Source organism: Bradyrhizobium diazoefficiens (assembly GCF_016612535.1).
GTDB lineage: Bacteria > Pseudomonadota > Alphaproteobacteria > Rhizobiales > Xanthobacteraceae > Bradyrhizobium > Bradyrhizobium diazoefficiens_C.
Genome location: NZ_JAENXS010000001.1, coordinates 748,776 through 764,571 on the forward strand (window position 1 = coordinate 748,776; position 15,796 = coordinate 764,571).

Annotated in this window: 14 protein-coding genes and 1 pseudogene; 3 read left to right on the forward strand and 12 right to left on the reverse strand. The window is 64.4% G+C overall.

The genetic code is table 11. From position 1 onward, the window contains the following. Positions 1–6: 6 nt before the first annotated feature. On the reverse strand, positions 7–606 hold the full coding sequence (locus JJE66_RS03510) for a hypothetical protein (RefSeq protein WP_200512722.1): 600 nt from the start codon (positions 604–606) through the stop codon (positions 7–9). A gap of 437 nt (positions 607–1,043) precedes the next feature. On the opposite strand from JJE66_RS03510, the gene JJE66_RS03515 reads away from it, so the two are divergent. Together JJE66_RS03515 and JJE66_RS03520 are read left to right on the forward strand one after the other, a co-directional pair. Further along, on the forward strand, positions 1,044–2,087 hold the full coding sequence (locus JJE66_RS03515) for an adhesin (protein WP_311979821.1): 1,044 nt from the start codon (positions 1,044–1,046) through the stop codon (positions 2,085–2,087). Between the two features lie 262 nt (positions 2,088–2,349). Continuing rightward, positions 2,350–3,468 (forward strand): LuxR C-terminal-related transcriptional regulator, encoded by a 1,119-nt coding sequence (locus JJE66_RS03520; protein WP_200512724.1) that lies wholly within the window; start codon positions 2,350–2,352, stop codon positions 3,466–3,468. Between the two features lie 28 nt (positions 3,469–3,496). Here JJE66_RS03520 and JJE66_RS03525 read toward each other — a convergent pair whose 3' ends face one another. Continuing rightward, complete coding sequence (locus tag JJE66_RS03525; protein WP_200512725.1) at positions 3,497–4,333, reverse strand: SDR family oxidoreductase; 837 nt, start codon at positions 4,331–4,333, stop codon at positions 3,497–3,499. 73 nt (positions 4,334–4,406) lie between these two features. Then, complete coding sequence (locus tag JJE66_RS03530) at positions 4,407–5,741, reverse strand: solute carrier family 23 protein (RefSeq protein ID WP_200512726.1); 1,335 nt, start codon at positions 5,739–5,741, stop codon at positions 4,407–4,409. Between the two features lie 125 nt (positions 5,742–5,866). Between JJE66_RS03530 and JJE66_RS03535 the strand changes: the two genes are divergently transcribed. Next, the gene (locus JJE66_RS03535; protein ID WP_200512727.1) at positions 5,867–7,195 is read left to right on the forward strand and encodes a dicarboxylate/amino acid:cation symporter; all 1,329 of its coding nucleotides are present in this window, start codon (positions 5,867–5,869) and stop codon (positions 7,193–7,195) included. Positions 7,196–7,401: 206 nt separating this feature from the next. Here JJE66_RS03535 and JJE66_RS03540 read toward each other — a convergent pair. The 9 genes and pseudogenes from JJE66_RS03540 to JJE66_RS03580 all read right to left on the reverse strand — a co-directional run bounded on the left by JJE66_RS03540 (position 7,402) and on the right by JJE66_RS03580 (position 15,539). Further along, positions 7,402–7,748 (reverse strand): annotated as a pseudogene (locus tag JJE66_RS03540) (RidA family protein). 12 nt (positions 7,749–7,760) lie between these two features. Then, the gene (locus JJE66_RS03545) at positions 7,761–8,882 is read right to left on the reverse strand and encodes an FAD-binding oxidoreductase (RefSeq protein WP_200512728.1); all 1,122 of its coding nucleotides are present in this window, start codon (positions 8,880–8,882) and stop codon (positions 7,761–7,763) included. Beyond that, positions 8,879–10,297 (reverse strand): NAD(P)/FAD-dependent oxidoreductase, encoded by a 1,419-nt coding sequence (locus JJE66_RS03550; protein ID WP_200512729.1) that lies wholly within the window; start codon positions 10,295–10,297, stop codon positions 8,879–8,881. The genes JJE66_RS03545 and JJE66_RS03550 overlap by 4 nt, the downstream gene beginning before the upstream one ends. After that, positions 10,294–10,590 carry a (2Fe-2S)-binding protein gene (locus JJE66_RS03555; RefSeq protein ID WP_200512730.1) on the reverse strand — a complete coding sequence of 99 codons (297 nt, stop codon included), beginning with the start codon at positions 10,588–10,590 and terminating at the stop codon, positions 10,294–10,296. The genes JJE66_RS03550 and JJE66_RS03555 overlap by 4 nt, the downstream gene beginning before the upstream one ends. A 28-nt stretch (positions 10,591–10,618) precedes the next feature. After that, on the reverse strand, positions 10,619–11,755 hold the full coding sequence (locus JJE66_RS03560) for an FAD-binding oxidoreductase (protein ID WP_200512731.1): 1,137 nt from the start codon (positions 11,753–11,755) through the stop codon (positions 10,619–10,621). Positions 11,756–11,763: 8 nt separating this feature from the next. Next, positions 11,764–12,570, reverse strand: coding sequence for an ABC transporter permease (locus JJE66_RS03565; RefSeq protein ID WP_200512732.1), 807 nt, complete (start codon positions 12,568–12,570; stop codon positions 11,764–11,766). Next, positions 12,567–13,442: an ABC transporter permease gene (locus tag JJE66_RS03570; RefSeq protein ID WP_200512733.1), complete on the reverse strand. Its 876-nt coding sequence runs from the start codon at positions 13,440–13,442 to the stop codon at positions 12,567–12,569. The genes JJE66_RS03565 and JJE66_RS03570 overlap by 4 nt, the downstream gene beginning before the upstream one ends. Next, on the reverse strand, positions 13,439–14,479 hold the full coding sequence (locus tag JJE66_RS03575; RefSeq protein ID WP_200512734.1) for an ABC transporter ATP-binding protein: 1,041 nt from the start codon (positions 14,477–14,479) through the stop codon (positions 13,439–13,441). The genes JJE66_RS03570 and JJE66_RS03575 overlap by 4 nt, the downstream gene beginning before the upstream one ends. Positions 14,480–14,507: 28 nt before the next feature. Next, positions 14,508–15,539, reverse strand: coding sequence for an ABC transporter substrate-binding protein (locus JJE66_RS03580; protein ID WP_200512735.1), 1,032 nt, complete (start codon positions 15,537–15,539; stop codon positions 14,508–14,510). Positions 15,540–15,796 lie beyond the last annotated feature (257 nt).

Sequence of the window (15,796 nt, forward strand, 5' to 3'; positions counted from 1 at the left end):
CGTTGATTATTTCGAAGGGATACTGGGCTTCGGCGGCCCAGTCTTCTTTTGCGAGGCCACAGCCTTGGGAACAGTTTCAGGCGCGGCCGGCGCTACCGGCGAGGACTGGCCGACCGACAGCGACACGCCGAAGACACGCCATTGTCCTTCGACGGCCGCAAACAACAATTCGAAATTCACCTGCGATGGCGCCGACGGAAAAAGTCCTGCCATGTGCAGGAGGCCATTGGGCTCGATCTGCGGCAACAGCGACAGTTGCGGATCGATGACCGCGACGCCGGAGAGATCGAGCTTGTCGCCGCGCTGCTTGGCGAAGATTTCCGCGAGCCGAGCGGCGGTATTGACCTGGAAGCCCGGCGCGCCGAGGTCGCGCAGCACGGTGTAGTTGCCGGTCTTGTTGGCGTGGTCGAGCGCGAGCAGGGTCGACCGGATCAGCATGAGGATGCCGTTGCGGTCGATATTGGCAGGCTTGGCTGCCTGTTGCTGCTGTGGCGATGCCTGATGCGGTTGCGGCGGTGTCTGCTGCGCGGACGTCGTCACAGCACCCACGATCAGGAGTCCAAAAATCACAAGCCCAAGGGCCGCACTCAACCAACGCAGCGTCATGGCGAACGCGTTCTTCCTGCCGCAGAATCCCGATCGGTGGGCCGGACTCTGGCGAAACGGACCCCGCATTCGTGGGCGCCATCATCCGACTCCGAACGAAAGTGGCCTGAGACCGCCCGCCGCACATCAACCGTTCGGCTGAAGTCGATGCAGTGCCGATCTCCGGCAGCCGCTTTTCGCCGGTCTGTTGCCGAAGTGCATCCCGGAAAAGGCTACGCCGGTTCCACGGGGCGCGGGCAATTCTGCAACACCCGGCGGAAAAGCCAACCTCAGCATCACGGTATGGGGCTGCCTTCAACCCAACGGCTGATGCGCCCTCGACGCGCTTTCCGCACCCTGCGTCAATAATGAAAAGGGGCGCTTGAACGATGTCATTTCGGTTGCTTCGCGGACAGAACCACGCACGTCAAACCGAACGCGCGAGCGCGCGGTCCACGGTGCACCTCGCAGACTTCGTCCACCGCGTGCTATCGGCAGGTTTCGTCCTTGTGGCCGCAGCGGCCCCCTTGCTGGCGACCAGCGCCGCAGCGGCGGCCGACTACGCTGCGGGCGGCGGCGCGAACAATGGCGTCGCAGGTAATGCGACCGCGGTGGGAAGCTTGGCCACTACGAACGGTGCTGCCGCATCAGCCTTCGGCGAACAAGCCACTGCGAGCGGCAGCGCCGCCACGGCGGTGGGCCAGGCCGCCATGGCAACCGGCGCAATCGCCACGGCGATTGGCGGCAACGCGACCGCTAGCGGAATCGTCGCGACCGCGCTTGGCAGCGGGGCCTCCGCGGACGGCGCCTCGGCGACTGCAATCGGCGCTGGCAGCAATGCCACCGGCAGTTTCGCAACCGCGACGGGCGCTCAAAGCACCGCAACGGGGGTCAACGCAACGGCGACCGGCGCACTCAGCGTTGCAAACGGCGCGGCAGCGAGCGCCTACGGCGTGTCAAGCACGGCAAACGGCGACGCCACGACCGCGATTGGCCAATCCAGTGTCGCCAGCGGCGCTGCCGCGACGGCATTGGGAGTTGGGGCGCAGGCGCTTGCATCGAACTCGGTCGCGATCGGCGCAGGCTCGGTGGCGAGCGCCGCCAACACGGTGTCGTTCGGCACGGCCGGCAACGAGCGGCGGCTGACCAACGTCGCGGCGGGCGTCAATCCGACCGACGCGGTCAACATGAGTCAGCTGAGCGGCATGTCTTCAGGCTTCCAGTCGCAGCTTTCCGGGTTGCAGTCGCAGATCTGGGACAACCAGACCGAAGCGCGGCGTGGCATCGCCGCGGCAGTCGCGACCGCAACTGCGCCGATGCCGTCGGCGCCCGGCAAGACCACCTGGCAGATGCGCGGCTCGGTCTATCACGGCGAAGGCGGCTTCGGTTTCGGCTTCGCCCACCGCCTCAACACCGCCATGCCGCTGAGCGTGGTCGGCGGCTACGGCAATGGTGGCGGCACCGAGCACACCGCCTATGTCGGCATCGGTGGCGAGTTCTAGCGCGAGGCCAGAGCGCAATAAGGTCAGGACGAATCATCATCGATGAACATCCGTCACAATGCCCAAAGAAGCGGCAAATAACGAGGAGCCGAGCGATCTGATTCTCACGATCTCGTCTCTTTGAATTGTGGAAGTATTTTGCAATATTCGCGCGGATGGTTTGCGGTCGCGTGTTACGCGATTACAGTCAGGCGCAAATGCCGAGAATATTGCGAATGCAGGTTCGATACGATTTGGGTTGGCCGTGACCTCTGAGACCTCGATGCTCTCAGAGCTGATCGGCGACATCTACGACGCCGCACTTGATCCGACCTTGTGGATGCGGGCGCTGGAACACTCGTGCCATTTCGTCGGTGGCTCTTCGTCCGTGCTCTATTGGCACGATATCGCCAGCGAAAGTTCGGCCGCACTGCATTTGTTCAACGACGACCCGCACTACACGCGGCTCTATTTCGAGAAATACATGCCGATGAACCCGGTATTCCCGGCGGCAACCTTTGTCGAACCCGGATTGATCTACACGCCGACCGATATCGTTCCCGAAGCGGAGCTCCTCGATACGCGTTTCCACAGGGAATGGGTCGAACCGCAGGGCATCACCGACGTAATCTGCGTCAACCTGGAAAAGAGCGCGACAAGTTCCTCCGTGCTCAATATCCGCAGGGAGGAGGCGCACGGCGGCGTCGACGACGCGGTGAGACGAAGAGCGGCGCTGATCGTGCCGCATTTTCAGCGCGCGGTCGCGATAGGCAGGTTGTTCGATCAGCGCAAGACGGCGCAGGCGGTTCTGACCGAAACGCTCGACAACGTCGAGGCTGCTATCTTCCTGGTGGGATTGAACGGCCGGGTCGTCCTCGTCAATGAGTTGGGGCGCACGATGCTCGACGAGGGCACACTGCTGCGCGAGCGGCGGGGCACGTTGGCGGCTGTCGCACCCGAGGCGCAGCGCGTGCTCCGCGACTTGCTCGCGGCCGCCGAGAGCGGAGACGTGGCGGGCGGGAGCCATGGCGCGGCAATACCGCTTTCGGATGCACCGGCTCGCCGCTGGTTCGCGCATGTCTTGCCACTGACATCAGGCGACCGCCAGCGGGCCGGCGCGGTGCACTCCGCGGTTGCGGCAGTGTTCGTTCGCAGGACATCGCCGGCCAGCCCGCCGCTGCTGGAAGCGCTGGCAAAACTGTACGGGCTCACGGCGAGTGAAATCCGCGTGCTCGACGGCATCGCGAAAGTCAGCGGTGTACGCGCCCTGGCCGATATGCTGGGATCGTCGCAGGCAACCGTCAAGACGCATCTCCACAACCTCTTTCGCAAGACCGGCACGGCACGACAGAGTGACTTGATCAAACTGATTGCCGGATTCGACCGGCCTGCCGAAGGTTGATCTGCACCGGAAGATCGTCAGCGCCGTCTTAGCTCGCCCAGTTCTCGCGGAATTCGGGGAACAGCGTCAGGCCGCCGCAGGCATAGATGGTCTGCCCGGTGATGTAGCTGGCATCATCCGAGGCCAGGAAGGCGAACACAGCCGCGATCTCTTCCGGCGTGCCGACGCGGCCGAGCGGAATGTGGCTGGTGACGACGCCGCGCTTCTCGGCGTCACCGGTCCAGGCTGCGTTGATCGGCGTGTCGATGGCGCCTGGTCCGACCGCATTGACGCGAATGCCGTGGCCGGCGAATTCCAGCGCCAGCGTGCGCGTCAGGTTGGCCATGCCGCCCTTGCTGATCGAATAGGCGAGATAACCGGGCTTCGGAATGATCTGGTGGACGCTGGAGCAATTGATGATGCTGCCGCCTCCGCCGCGCGCGACGAAATGCGCGAGCGCCTTCTGCGCACAGATCACGGCGCCGTTGAGATTGACGTCGATGATGCGGCGATAGGTTTCGATGTCGAGCGCCTCGCTCGGCGATTCCCGCTGGAAGCCGGCATTGTTGACGAGACAATCGAGGCGCTTCCAGCGCGCCAGGATCGTCTCGAACATCGCGGCGATCTCCTGTTCGCTGCCGACGTCCGCCTTGACGATGACATGATCAGGCTTGCCGTGGCCGCGATCACCCGATGCGGTTCGCGCCAGCGCAAGCGTCTCCTCGGCCTTCTCGGGATGACCGAAATAATTGATCGCCACCGCCGCACCTTCCTGGGCGAACCGAATGGCGACGGCCCGGCCGATACCCTGTGAGGCGCCTGTCACCAGCGCGTATTGGCCGACGAGACGAGACGGAAATGCGGTCGGGCGATCAGTTTGTGGCATCTGCTTTCTCCGGAATGCATCATCATCGATGGAACCAATGTTTGGTTCCATCTTCCCAGCGGATTGCCGGGATTCACTCCGCGCTGCGCGCGAGCGGCGAGGTCAGGATCTGATAAAGGATGATGGCGCCGAAGGTTGCGGTGCCGATCCCGCCGATCGTGAACACGCCGAATTTGAGGGTGAGATCGCCGGCACCGGCGGTTAGCGCGACGGCGACCGTGATCAGGTTGGCCGGATTGGCGAAGTCGACCTTGTTCTCGACCCAGATCCGGCCCGCCATCGCCGCGATCAAGCCGAACAGCACGATCGAGAGGCCGCCGATGACGGGACCGGGGATCGACAGGATGAGGGCGCCGAATTTCGGCGAGAAGCCGAGCAGGATCGACACCGTGGCCGCGAACGCGAACAGCAAAGTCGAATAGACCTTCGTCGCCGCCATGACGCCGATGTTCTCGGCATAGGTGGTGACGCCGGTGCCGCCGCCGCACGCCGCCACGATCGTCGCGAGGCTGTCGGCGAACAAGGCCCGGCCGAGATAGCCGTCGAGGCTCCGGCCCGTCATGGCGCCGACGGCCTTGATGTGACCGAGGTTCTCGGCGACGAGAATGATTGCAACCGGCGCGATCAGGACAATTGCATCGGCATGAAAGGTCGGCGCAGCAAAGTGCGGCAGGCCCAGCCATGGCGCGGCCGAGAGTTGCGCGAAGTCGATCGGCTTGCCGAAGCCGAGGCCGTTCGCGAACAGCAGGTCCAAAAGATATCCGCCGATCGCGCCAAGGATGATCGGCAGGCGGCGCCACAGGCCCGGGGCGGCCACGGCAACCACGCCGATGATCAAGACGGTGGCGAGCCCGATCCAGGTGTCGAACGCGCCGACGCTCACCGCCTTGACCGCCACGGGCGCGAGGTTGAGGCCGATCGCGGCAACCACGGCGCCGGTGACGGTCGGCGGCAGCAGCCGCTCGACCCAGCCGACTCCCGACCACATCACAATCAGCGCAATCAGGCCGTACAGCACCCCGGCTCCGACGATACCGCCGAGTGCAACCGACAGGTTCGGGTTCGGCCCATGTCCGGCATAGCCGGTGGCGGCGAGGACGACGGCGATGAATGCGAAGCTCGAACCGAGATAGCTTGGCACGCGCCCCGCGACGATGACGAAGAAGATCAGCGTGCCGATGCCGGAGAACAGGACTGCAACATTGGGATCGAACCCCATCAGCAGCGGTGCGATGATCGTCGACCCCGACATTGCAACGCAATGCTGGAGACCGGAGACAATGGTCTGCCCCCATGACAGCCGCTCCTCCGGCATGATCACGCCCGAGGTCTTGAGCTTCCAATGCGGAAAATAGCCTTGCGAAAGACGGTCTTGCGCCTGCTCGTCCGTGCCCGTTGCGGTCGACATGTTCCCCCCATTTGCGGTGCAGCGGCTGATCTTCGTGCGATCCGACAAAAACGTGATTGTTGCTTATGCGGCGATCATCACATGATGTAAATCATGCAAGATCAATGCGTTCCGGGGCCCACACTATGACACAGATTGCGATCCAGCCAGCCATTCACCGCCGGCACCAGCCCTGGTACAAGATCCTCTATGTCCAGGTGCTGATTGCGATCGCGCTCGGGGTGCTCATCGGCTATTTCTATCCGGACCTCGGCAAGGCTCTGAAGCCGCTCGGCGACGGCTTCATCGCGCTGATCAAGATGATGATCGCACCGGTGATCTTCTGCACCGTGGTGCACGGGATCTCCTCGATGGGCGACCTCAAGCGCGTCGGCCGGGTCGGGCTGAAATCGCTGATCTATTTCGAGACGGTCTCGACCGTCGCGCTCGCGATCGGCCTGCTGGTCGGCGAGGTGCTCCAGCCGGGGCACGGCTTCAACATCGATCCCGCGACAATCGATCCGAAATCGGTAGCGACCTATGTTACCAAGGCCCACCAAGACGGCATCGTTGCCCATCTCATGGCGATCATTCCCGACAGCTATGTCGGCGCGATCGCGCGTGGCGATCTTTTGCAAGTGCTGTTGGTCTCGATCCTCTCCGGCTTCGCCATCGCTTTCCTCGGCAAGGCCGGCGAGCCGATCGCGGAGGCGATCGACAAGGCCGCAAAGATGTTCTTCGGCATCATCCGCATCATCGTGCGCGTGGCACCGATCGGCGCCTTCGGCGCGATGGCATTCACCGTCGGCGCCTATGGCCTCGGCTCGCTGCTCAACCTCGCCGCGCTGATCGGCACGTTCTATCTCACCAGCATCCTGTTCGTGCTGATCGTGCTGGGCTCGATCGCGCGGCTGGCCGGCTTCTCGATCCTGCGCTTCATCGCCTATATCAAGGACGAGCTCCTGATCGTGCTCGGCACCTCGTCGTCGGAGACGGTGCTGCCGCAGATGATCCAGAAGATGGAGCATCTCGGCGCCTCGCGCTCGGTGGTCGGCCTCGTCATCCCGACCGGCTACAGCTTCAACCTCGACGGCACCAACATCTATATGACGCTGGCGACGCTATTCCTGGCGCAGGCGACCAATACGCACCTGACCATCTGGCAGGAGCTCGGCATTTTGGGCATCGCCATGATCACCTCGAAGGGCGCGTCCGGCGTCACCGGTGCCGGCTTCATCACACTCGCCGCCACGCTCTCGATCGTGCCTGACATCCCGATCCAGTCGATTGCGATCCTGGTCGGCATCGACAAGTTCATGAGCGAATGCCGCGCGCTGACCAACCTGATCGGCAACGGCGTCGCCTGCGTCGTCATCAGCATCTCCGAGGGCGAGCTCGATCGCGACGCGCTGCACGAGACCATGGCGCATCCGCTGGAGATGGGCGAGGCGCTGGAGCCTGGCGGCAGCGCGTAAAGCCGAGCCGCGGAGCAGGCGCGGCCCGGTTCCGATGCGGTAGTTTCCCGGAATAGTCAATTGGTGAGGCACGCGTCACAACAACGGCGTTGGGATCACCGATTGATACTCATTCTTTCCACCCGACGCGCTGGGGCAGGGCGTCGGGTTTTTGAAGAATTGTCGCCACGTGCTGGGAGCGCTGACGTCCCCGTCGGCCCGCCGCATCAGCCCTTGAGCGCGGTGACGACCACCTCGATCAGCGCGCCGCCGCCGAGATCAGCGACGCCGACGGTGGCGCGGTCGGCAAATTGTCACCGAAGAACTCGATCCAGGCCGCGTCCATCTCCTTCTTCTTGGGGAGATCCGTGACGAAGATCGAAGCGCTGACGACACGCGACTTGTCGGTTCCGGCTTCCTTCAGATAGCCGGCGATCTTGCCGAGGATATTGCGGGTCTGGTCGCCCATCGAGACGGAGGTGTCATCGGCGATGGTTCCGCCGACGAAGACGAAGCCGTTGGCTTCGACGGCGCGATGCATGATGGGCGTACGGATGCTGCGGGTGATGCTCATGATGTTCTCTCGTTAGAGCGTGGAAGGATGGAAGCGGTCGATGCCGAGATCCCCGACGCGGGTCTGGGTGCCCCCGTTGACGATCAGCTCCGCCATCACGGCGCCGGCGCCGGGGCCGAGCTGAAAGCCGTGCAGCGAGAAGCCGAACTGGTGATAGAGCCCCTTGTGGCGGCTGCTCGGCCCGAGCACGGGAATGTCGTCCTTCATCTTCGCTTCGATGCCGGCCCAGGCGCGCATGATCGTCGCATCGCGCATAACAGGAAACAGCTCGAACACGGTGCGCGCGCTGATCGCAAGGCTCTTCCAGTCCAGCACCGTCTCGTTGCGGTCCTGATAGGGCGTCGCCAGATGACCGCCGCCGATCAGCACGGTGCCGTTCTTGAATTGCTTGAAGGAGAGTTTTCGGCCGCGCAGGATCACGACGGGGTCGATGAAATGCGGCACGCGCGAGGTGATCATCAGCATCGGCGCCACGGTCTCGACCGGAACGGGCTCGCCGAGGGCGGCGGCAATGTTCCCGGCCCAGGCACCGGCAGCATTGACCAGCACCGGCGCAGCGAAACTCTCGGCGCCGACATCGACGTGCCAGAGGCCATCGCTGCACCGGATATTGCTGGCCGCCACGCCCTCGCGCACGGTCGCCCCGAGCCGCTCGGCCTTGCGCCGGAACGCGGTCGTCGTCTGCGCCGGATTGGCGGCGCCGTCGCGGCGCGAGACCACACCGCCGGGACAGGTCTCGGCCACGGCGGGCACCAGCCGCCGCAACTCGGCTCCGTCGATCAGCTCCTCATGGGTGAAGCCGAGCGCGTTGAGCTCGGCCACACGTGCACGGCAGACCGCGAGCTCCTCCTCATTCTCCGCGACCAGCACCTGGCCGTAGCTTTCGAAACTGCAATCGTCGTCGACGAGATCCTTGATCTTTTCCCAGATCCCCATCGAGCGGATCGACAGCGGGATTTCGGGAATGTGCCGCGCCAGCTGGCGCACGCCGCCAGCGTTGACTCCCGAAGCGTGCCGGCCGGCATAGTCCTTCTCGATCAGCACCGGCTTCAGGCCGGCGAGACACAGATGCAACACGGTCGAGCATCCGTGGATGCCGCCGCCGACGACGATTGCATCCACATTTTTCGTCATCCGCGCACCACCGCCTTGACGTCGGCCTCGCTCTTCGGAACGGCGGCGAGCTCGGCCAAGGTGATCGGCTTGACCGGCGCGCGCAGCCGGTAATAGCCGATCTCCTGCGGGGTCTTGCCGCGCGCCTGTGCCATCAGCTCGGTGACGGTAAGGCCGCAGAGCCGGCCTTGGCACGGACCCATGCCGGTGCGGCGATAGGCCTTGAGCTGGTTGGGCCCCGTCGCGCCGATCGCGACGGAGTCGAGGACGTCCTTGGCCGTCACTTCCTCACAGCGGCAGACGACGGTGTCGCCCGAGGGGATACGGAATTGCGGCGCGGGGCGGAACAACGTGTCGAGGAAGGTGCGACCTCGCTCGGCCTTGGCGAGATCCGCCCGCAATGTGGCCATCGCGGGAAGCTTCGCAGCGGCTGCTGGCGCCAGTGCCTCCAGCGCCGCACACGCCGCGATGCGGCCGCGCACCACCGCTGCATTTGCGCCACCGATGCCGGCGCCGTCGCCGGCGATCGCAATGCCGGCGACCGACGAGTTGCCGCTGGCATCGAGCACTGGCGACCAGCACAATTGCAGATCGTCCCAGCCGTGCTCGACACCAGCCGACATCGCCAGATTGACGTTAGGGACGACGCCCTGATGCAGCAGCAGGAGATCGGCGGGAATGGCCTCGCGCTTGCCGCCCGAGACATAGCTGACGCTCGCGAGCTGGCCGTCGCCGGACGCCGCAAGTTCGGTGACGCCGGAGACAACCTGCACCTTCGCCTTCACCTCGCGCATCATCGACAGGCCCTTGGTGAAATAGGGCGAGGTCAGGAAGGAGAAGGCGTGCGGCAGCGCGGCGAAATAGTTGCCGCGCTCGGTGGTGTCGAGGATACGGTCGATGCGGCCGCCGAGCCGCAGGATCTGCGCAGCAAGCAGCCAGAGCAACGGCCCCTGCCCCGCGATCACGGTGCGGCCATCCGGGACCAGCGCCGACGATTTCAGCATGATCTGCGCCGCGCCCGCCGTCATCACGCCCGGCAATGTCCAGCCGGGAATCGGAAACGGCCGCTCCAGCGCTCCGGTCGCGAGGATCACGCGCTTGGCCTTGACGAAGGCCGAGGCGCCGCCGATGGAGACGGCGATGTCGAGATTGCGATCGAGGCTCCAGACCGTGGCGAGATGAATGACCTCGGCGTTGCTGGCGCGGAGCGACTGCACGAGATCGGCTCCGACCCAATAGTCGGCGCCAAGCTGGCTGCGCTCGGTCACGGGTGTCGAAGAAATCGCGCGAAACACCTGTCCACCGGGGCCGATGTTCTCGTCGAGCAGCAGCGTCGTGAGACCAGCTTCGGCGGAGGTTGCGGCGGCGGCGAGGCCTGCCGGCCCGGCGCCGATCACCACGACATCGTATTCTTCGCGCTGGGGAGCCATGGTCATTTTCCGACCTCCCGCTTGCCCTTTTGGATCTCGATTTGCATACCCTCGACAACCGGCACGAGGCAGCCCTGGCGGTTGCCGACACCGTCGATGGTGACGAGGCAGTCGAAGCACACGCCCATCATGCAATAGGGCAACCGCGGCGCGCCGCTCACCGCGGTGGAGCGACGCGCGTCTTCACCGGAGGCCAGTAGCGCCGCGGAGACGGTGTCGCCCTGGCGCGCCGCAACGGCAACGCCGTCGACGAAGATTTGGACCTGCGATCGCTTGTCCTGTTCGGATCGTCTAAACATGGGATGCCTCTTGGCTCCTTCAGTATTTCTAGTAACCGCTGTTGTTCGCTGATCCCGCGCCGCCAAAGCGGCTCGCGGAGAACGCGCCGACCAGCTCCGGCTCGAGCGCGCCCTGCGCCACCATGCGCGCGATCTCGAAGGCGTGGTTCGAAGCGAGCGTCACGCCGGAATGGCAGCAGGCGACGAAGGCGCCGGGATGGGTCTCCGACTGGTCGTAGATTGGAAAACCGTCCTGCGGCATGACGCGGATGCCGGCCCAGCTCCTGACCACGTTGAGCCGAGCCAGATGCGGGAACATCCGCTGGGCGCGATCGGTCATCACGGCGCTGATCGAATGCTTCAGCGTGCGATCGTCGAGCTCGTCCTCCTTGCTGTCGCCGATCATCACGGTGCCCTCGTCGGTCTGGCGAATCGTGGTCAGCGGATGCGGCAGGAACGGCATGGTGCGCTCGGTCACCACGATCTGGCCGCGGGTCGGGCCCATCGGCGCTGAGAGGCCGACCACTGGCGCCAGCGTCTGGTTGGCATTGCCGGCGGCGAGCACGATTTTGGCAGCGCGAAGCTCGCCCTTTGGCGTGGTCAAACGGAATTCGCCGCCGCTCTTGCTGATCGCCGAGACCGGCCGCTCCGGGAAATAGTCGATCCCGAATGCCTGGAAGCCGGTGTGGAACGCGCGAAAGGTGCGCAGCGAATTGACGTGGCCGTCGAGCGGACAATAGCTGCCGCCGGACACTTCCGGGCCGATCAGCGGCAGCGACTTCTTCACGTCGGATGCGGACAGCATCTCCATGTTGTAGTCGGCCGCGCCGGCTTGATTATGCATGCGCTTGACGAGTTCGGTGCGCTGGCCGAATTCGTCCTCGCCGAGCGTCAGATGGAAGCCGCCATTCTGCTGAAGCGCGACGTCAAGTCCCGTCTGTTGCTTCAGCTCGGACGCAAGCCGGCCCCACGCTTGGGACGCCTGCACGGTCCAGACCGTATAGGCCGGCATGCCGAGCCCCTTGCTCTGCACCCAGACCAGCGCAAAATTCGCGCGCGAGGCACGCTTGGTGATGTCGCCCTCGTCGAGCACGGCGACGCGCTTGCCGAGCCGGCCAAGGCCCCAGGCAATGGCGGAGCCGAGCAGTCCGCCGCCGACGACGGCGACGTCGTAATCTGTTCGCATGAATTCTCCTATCGTCCCGTATCGCCCTTGCCGGCAAGCACACGGTCGAGCCCGTAGAAGCGGTCGAGCAAAATGAGGGCGGTCATGGTAACAGCGATCACGCAGGCCGAGACCGACGTCACCAGCGGATCGATGTTGTCCTGGATGTAGAGGAACATGCGCACCGGCAACGTCTCGGTGCCGGGTGCCGCGAGGAAGACGGTCATGGTGAGATCGTCAAAGGACTGGATGAAGGCGAGCGCCCAGCCGCTGATGACGCCCGGCAGGATCAGCGGCAAGGTCACGCGGCGAAACAGCGTCCAGCCGCCGGCGCCGAGCGAAACCGCGGCCATCTCGACTGAAAGATCCATGCCGGTCGCCGCCGCCAGCGTCAGCCGCAGCGCGAACGGAAACACGATGATGACATGCGCGATGATCAGCGCCAGGAAGCTGCCGCCGAGGCCAGCCGAGGTGAAGAAACGCAGGAAGGCGATGCCGAGCACGACGTGCGGGATCATCAGCGGCGACAGGAACAGTGCCGCAAGCGCATCTCGGCCGCGGAAGCGGTAGCGCGCAATCGCAAGCGCCGCCGGCACCGCGAACAACAGCGCCACGAAGGACGAGAGCGCACCGAGCCCCAAGCTGATCCAGAAGGCATGAATGAATTCCGGATATTGCGCGATGGCCTTGAACCAGCGCAGCGAGAAACCGTTGGTCGGCAGCGACAGAAAGCCTTCGGGCGTGAAGGCGACGAGGCAGACCACCAGGATCGGCGCCACCATGACGGTGACGAAGACGGTGTGGAAGATCAGCGCCAGCGGGCCGTTCCGTCTCATCGGAACACCTCGGCGTAACGGCGTTCGATCAGCGCGTTGCTGCCGACGACGATCAGCACCAGCGCCAAAAGCAGCAACGTCGCGACCGCCGCACCCAGCGGCCAGTTCAACGTGTTGAGGAATTCATCATAGGCAAGCGTCGCCGCGACCTTGAGCCGGCGTCCACCGATGATCGCGGGCGTCGCAAAGGCGCTGGCCGAGAGCGAGAACACGATGATCGCGCCCGATAGCACGCCCGGCATGATCTGCGGCATGATGATGCGGCGGATGATCGTGATTGGGCCGGCGCCAAGCGACATTGCGGCGTTCTCGATCTGCGGATCGAGGCGTTGCAGCGCCGCCCACACCGACAGCACCATGAACGGCATCATCACATGCGCGAGCGCAACCACCATGCCGGTCTCGGTGAACATGAAGGGGATGGGGAAGCGGATCAGACCGGCCGACATCAGCAGCTTGTTGACGAGGCCGTTGTTGCCGCCAAACAAAAGCGCCCAGCCGAGCGTGCGCGCGACCACGGAGATCAGCAGCGGCCCGAGGATCACGAGCAGGAAAATGCTCTTCCAGCGACCGCCCATGCGGTTGAGGATATAGGCTTCCGGCGCGCCAAGGGCGGCGGTGAGCAGCGTCGTCAGGATCGCAATGCGAAACGTCCGCCAGAACATTTCGGCGTAATAGGGATCGGTCGCGATCTCCTTCCAGTTCTTGAGGATGAAGACCGGCTCGATGCCCTTGTACTGGCCCCAGTCGTGGAACGACAGCATCACGGTCATCGCCAGTGGAATCAACAGCACGCCGACGAACAGCATCAAGGCAGGCGCCGTCAGCGCCCATGGCGCGCGCGCGTTACGTTCCTCGGCGACCGTGCTCATGCAGAAGCTCCGCCGCGCACACTCATGTCCTCTGGACGCCAGGCGAGGTGGACGGCCTCGCCTTCGGCCGGCTGCGCCTGGCCGTCATTCTGACGGATCACGATTGCCGGACCGCATTCGCTGTCACACTGGAACAGCCAGTGATTGCCCTGGAAGATGCGCGTGACGATTTTCGCAGCGAGACCCGCGTCGCCAAATCCTATCCGCTCGGGGCGAATGCTGACGGTCACGGTTCCGTTGAGGCCGGCCGGCGCCGGCGTGCTCCATGAGCCTGCGACCACCCTTGCCGGCGTGACGGTCCGATCAATGGTCGCGGCAAAATCGTTGGTCTTGCCGAGGAACTGCGAGACGAAAGCCGAGGCCGGCTTCTCATAGGTCTCCTGCGGCGTGCCGATCTGCTCGATCTTGCCCTGGCTCATCACCACGATGCGGTCGGACAGCGACATCGCCTCGTTCTGGTCGTGGGTGACCAGGATCGTGGTGGTGCCGATGGCGCGCTGGATCTGGCGCAGCTCGATCTGCATTTCTTCGCGCAATTTTGCGTCGAGGTTGGACAGCGGCTCGTCAAGCAGGAGCACGCTCGGCTTGATCACCAGCGCGCGCGCCAGCGCCACGCGCTGCTGCTGGCCGCCGGACATGCGGCGCGGATGGCGATCCTCGTAACCGGCGAGGCCGACCATCGCGAGCGTGGCGCGGACCCGCTCGGCCCGCTCCGCGCGCGGCACGCTCCGCATCTCCAAGCCGAACGCAACGTTTTCCGCCGCCGTCATGTGGGGAAACAGCGCGTAGCTCTGGAACACGATGCCGAGCCCGCGCTTGGCCGGATGGATCGCGGCGAGGTCCTTGTCCTCGAGGCGGATCGCGCCGCGTGTGGGATCGAGGAAGCCCGCGATCATCTGGAGGGTCGTGGTCTTGCCGCAGCCGGAGGGGCCGAGGAAGGAGATGAACTCCCCCTTCCCCACCGACAGGCTGAAGTCGTCGACCACGGTCTGCGCACCGAACTCTTTGGCGACCCGATCGAGCTCGAGATAGACCATGGCTCTCTCTCCGCTGCGAACGATCAGATCAGCGCTCGACCTCGCGATTCCAGCGCTTGGTCCACTCCTCGCGCTTGTCGTTGATGACCGTCCAGTCCGGATTGTAGAGCTTTGCCGCGCGCTCGCCGATCGGGGCCATCTTGCCGAGCCCCGGCGGCACCACGACCGATTTCAGCACCGGGCCGTAGCCGTAATCCTTCAGCAGCACGAGCTGAATCTTCGGGTCGAGCAACATCTTGACAAAGGTTGACGCGAGCGGCGAGGCATTCGGCTTGGCGATCGGGCAGGCCGTCGTCAGCAGTGTTGCCGCACCTTCCTTCGGATAGACGAAGTCGACAGGGAAACCGGTATTGGCAAAGCTCTGCACACGGCCCGTTCCCCAGACCGCGATCACGGCCTGGCCGGACTGGAACAGCTCGGTCATCTTGCCCGGCGACGGCTCATAGGCGAGCACGTTCGGATTGATCTGCTCCTTGAAGATCTTGAAGCCGGAATCGACATTGGACTCGCCGCCGCCGTTCATCTTCGACAGCATCACCAACGCTTCGAGGCCATAGGTGTTGTTGATCGGCGGGATGACGAGCTGCTTTGCGTATTTCGTGTCCTTCAGATCGTTCCACGAGGTCGGCGGCGCCCAGCCTTTCTCCGCAAACACCTTGGTGTTGTACATCAGGCCAGTGGCGACGATGCCGATCGCGACCGCGCGATCGTCCTTGAAGCGGGCGGTGTCGTAAAGATCGGCGGCCGGCAGGCCGTCGAGCTTGCCGCAAAAGCCGAGCTGGATCGCCTGGTACATTGGACCGTCGTCGACGATGGCGACGTCGATCTGCTGGTTGCCCTTCTGCGCCTGGAGCTTTGCCAGCGTATCGGTGGAGTTGCCGGCGACGTATTCGACCTTGACGCCATTTTCCTTCTCGAAGATCGGGATCACCTCGTCGCGGATGGTCTTCTCGAACGATCCGCCATAGCCGGCGACATAGAGCGTCTTTTGCTGGGCCGAAGCCGGGACGGCGATGAGCGCCGCGATGCTGACCGCGGTCAGAAGGCTGAGAGTCTTCATGTGGTCCGATCTCCAATACCGGGATGAGGTGACGTGCCGACAAGCCTCGTTAGCCAAAGCGCGTTGCCGCATTTCCTTCCGCACCTATCCCGCCAAGCAGGGCTCCGGCCCCTGCTCCGCGGATTTGCTGCGATTTGGAGGTCTAAGCCCTCCAATCTGCCAAGAAAGCGGGCTGTCTCCAGCTCTGATGAAAAAGATCGCAAACCTCGGCTTCCATCGTCCAATGAATAATGGCACCATTTGCATGCCGAAATGTT

What these genes read in the sequence shown, in the direction of transcription:
- JJE66_RS03555 (WP_200512730.1), bottom strand. Translation starts at nt 10,590, where the DNA reads ATGTTTAGACGATCCGAACAGGACAAGCGATCGCAGGTCCAAATCTTC.
- JJE66_RS03530 (WP_200512726.1), bottom strand. Translation starts at nt 5,741, where the DNA reads ATGTCGACCGCAACGGGCACGGACGAGCAGGCGCAAGACCGTCTTTCG.
- JJE66_RS03525 (WP_200512725.1), bottom strand. Translation starts at nt 4,333, where the DNA reads ATGCCACAAACTGATCGCCCGACCGCATTTCCGTCTCGTCTCGTCGGC.
- JJE66_RS03550 (WP_200512729.1), bottom strand. Translation starts at nt 10,297, where the DNA reads ATGACCATGGCTCCCCAGCGCGAAGAATACGATGTCGTGGTGATCGGC.
- JJE66_RS03510 (WP_200512722.1), bottom strand. Translation starts at nt 606, where the DNA reads ATGACGCTGCGTTGGTTGAGTGCGGCCCTTGGGCTTGTGATTTTTGGA.
- JJE66_RS03570 (WP_200512733.1), bottom strand. Translation starts at nt 13,442, where the DNA reads ATGAGCACGGTCGCCGAGGAACGTAACGCGCGCGCGCCATGGGCGCTG.
- JJE66_RS03535 (WP_200512727.1), top strand. Translation starts at nt 5,867, where the DNA reads ATGACACAGATTGCGATCCAGCCAGCCATTCACCGCCGGCACCAGCCC.
- JJE66_RS03520 (WP_200512724.1), top strand. Translation starts at nt 2,350, where the DNA reads ATGCTCTCAGAGCTGATCGGCGACATCTACGACGCCGCACTTGATCCG.
- JJE66_RS03575 (WP_200512734.1), bottom strand. Translation starts at nt 14,479, where the DNA reads ATGGTCTATCTCGAGCTCGATCGGGTCGCCAAAGAGTTCGGTGCGCAG.
- JJE66_RS03580 (WP_200512735.1), bottom strand. Translation starts at nt 15,539, where the DNA reads ATGAAGACTCTCAGCCTTCTGACCGCGGTCAGCATCGCGGCGCTCATC.
- JJE66_RS03545 (WP_200512728.1), bottom strand. Translation starts at nt 8,882, where the DNA reads ATGACGAAAAATGTGGATGCAATCGTCGTCGGCGGCGGCATCCACGGA.
- JJE66_RS03565 (WP_200512732.1), bottom strand. Translation starts at nt 12,570, where the DNA reads ATGAGACGGAACGGCCCGCTGGCGCTGATCTTCCACACCGTCTTCGTC.
- JJE66_RS03560 (WP_200512731.1), bottom strand. Translation starts at nt 11,755, where the DNA reads ATGCGAACAGATTACGACGTCGCCGTCGTCGGCGGCGGACTGCTCGGC.